The sequence below is a fragment of the Oleiphilus sp. HI0123 genome (assembly GCF_001635315.1).
Map to the genome: position 1 here is coordinate 1 of NZ_LWGE01000519.1, position 249 is coordinate 249.

Here is a 249-nt window from a genome sequence, read left to right on the forward strand (position 1 = left end):
TTGGAACATGTATGGCCCAACTGAAACCACCGTTTGGTCTAGCTGTGCCCAGATTACACAAACCCAAACACCGCCTGGATTGGGCTTACCTATCGCCAACACTCAGTTATATGTGCTGGATGAGCAGCTGCGCCCTGTCCCTAACGGCATCGCTGGCGAACTATACATCGGTGGTGACGGTTTGACCTTAGGCTATAACAATCGTGACGAATTAACCCGGAAGGTCTTTATTCCAAACCCCTTTGGAGA

At 50.2% G+C, this 249-nt stretch carries 1 protein-coding gene; it reads left to right on the forward strand.

Features of this window, described 5'->3' with window-relative positions:
* Positions 1-249, forward strand: a 249-nt coding sequence (locus tag A3761_RS04870) for an AMP-binding protein (protein ID WP_156491604.1), incomplete at both ends; no start/stop codon positions are given.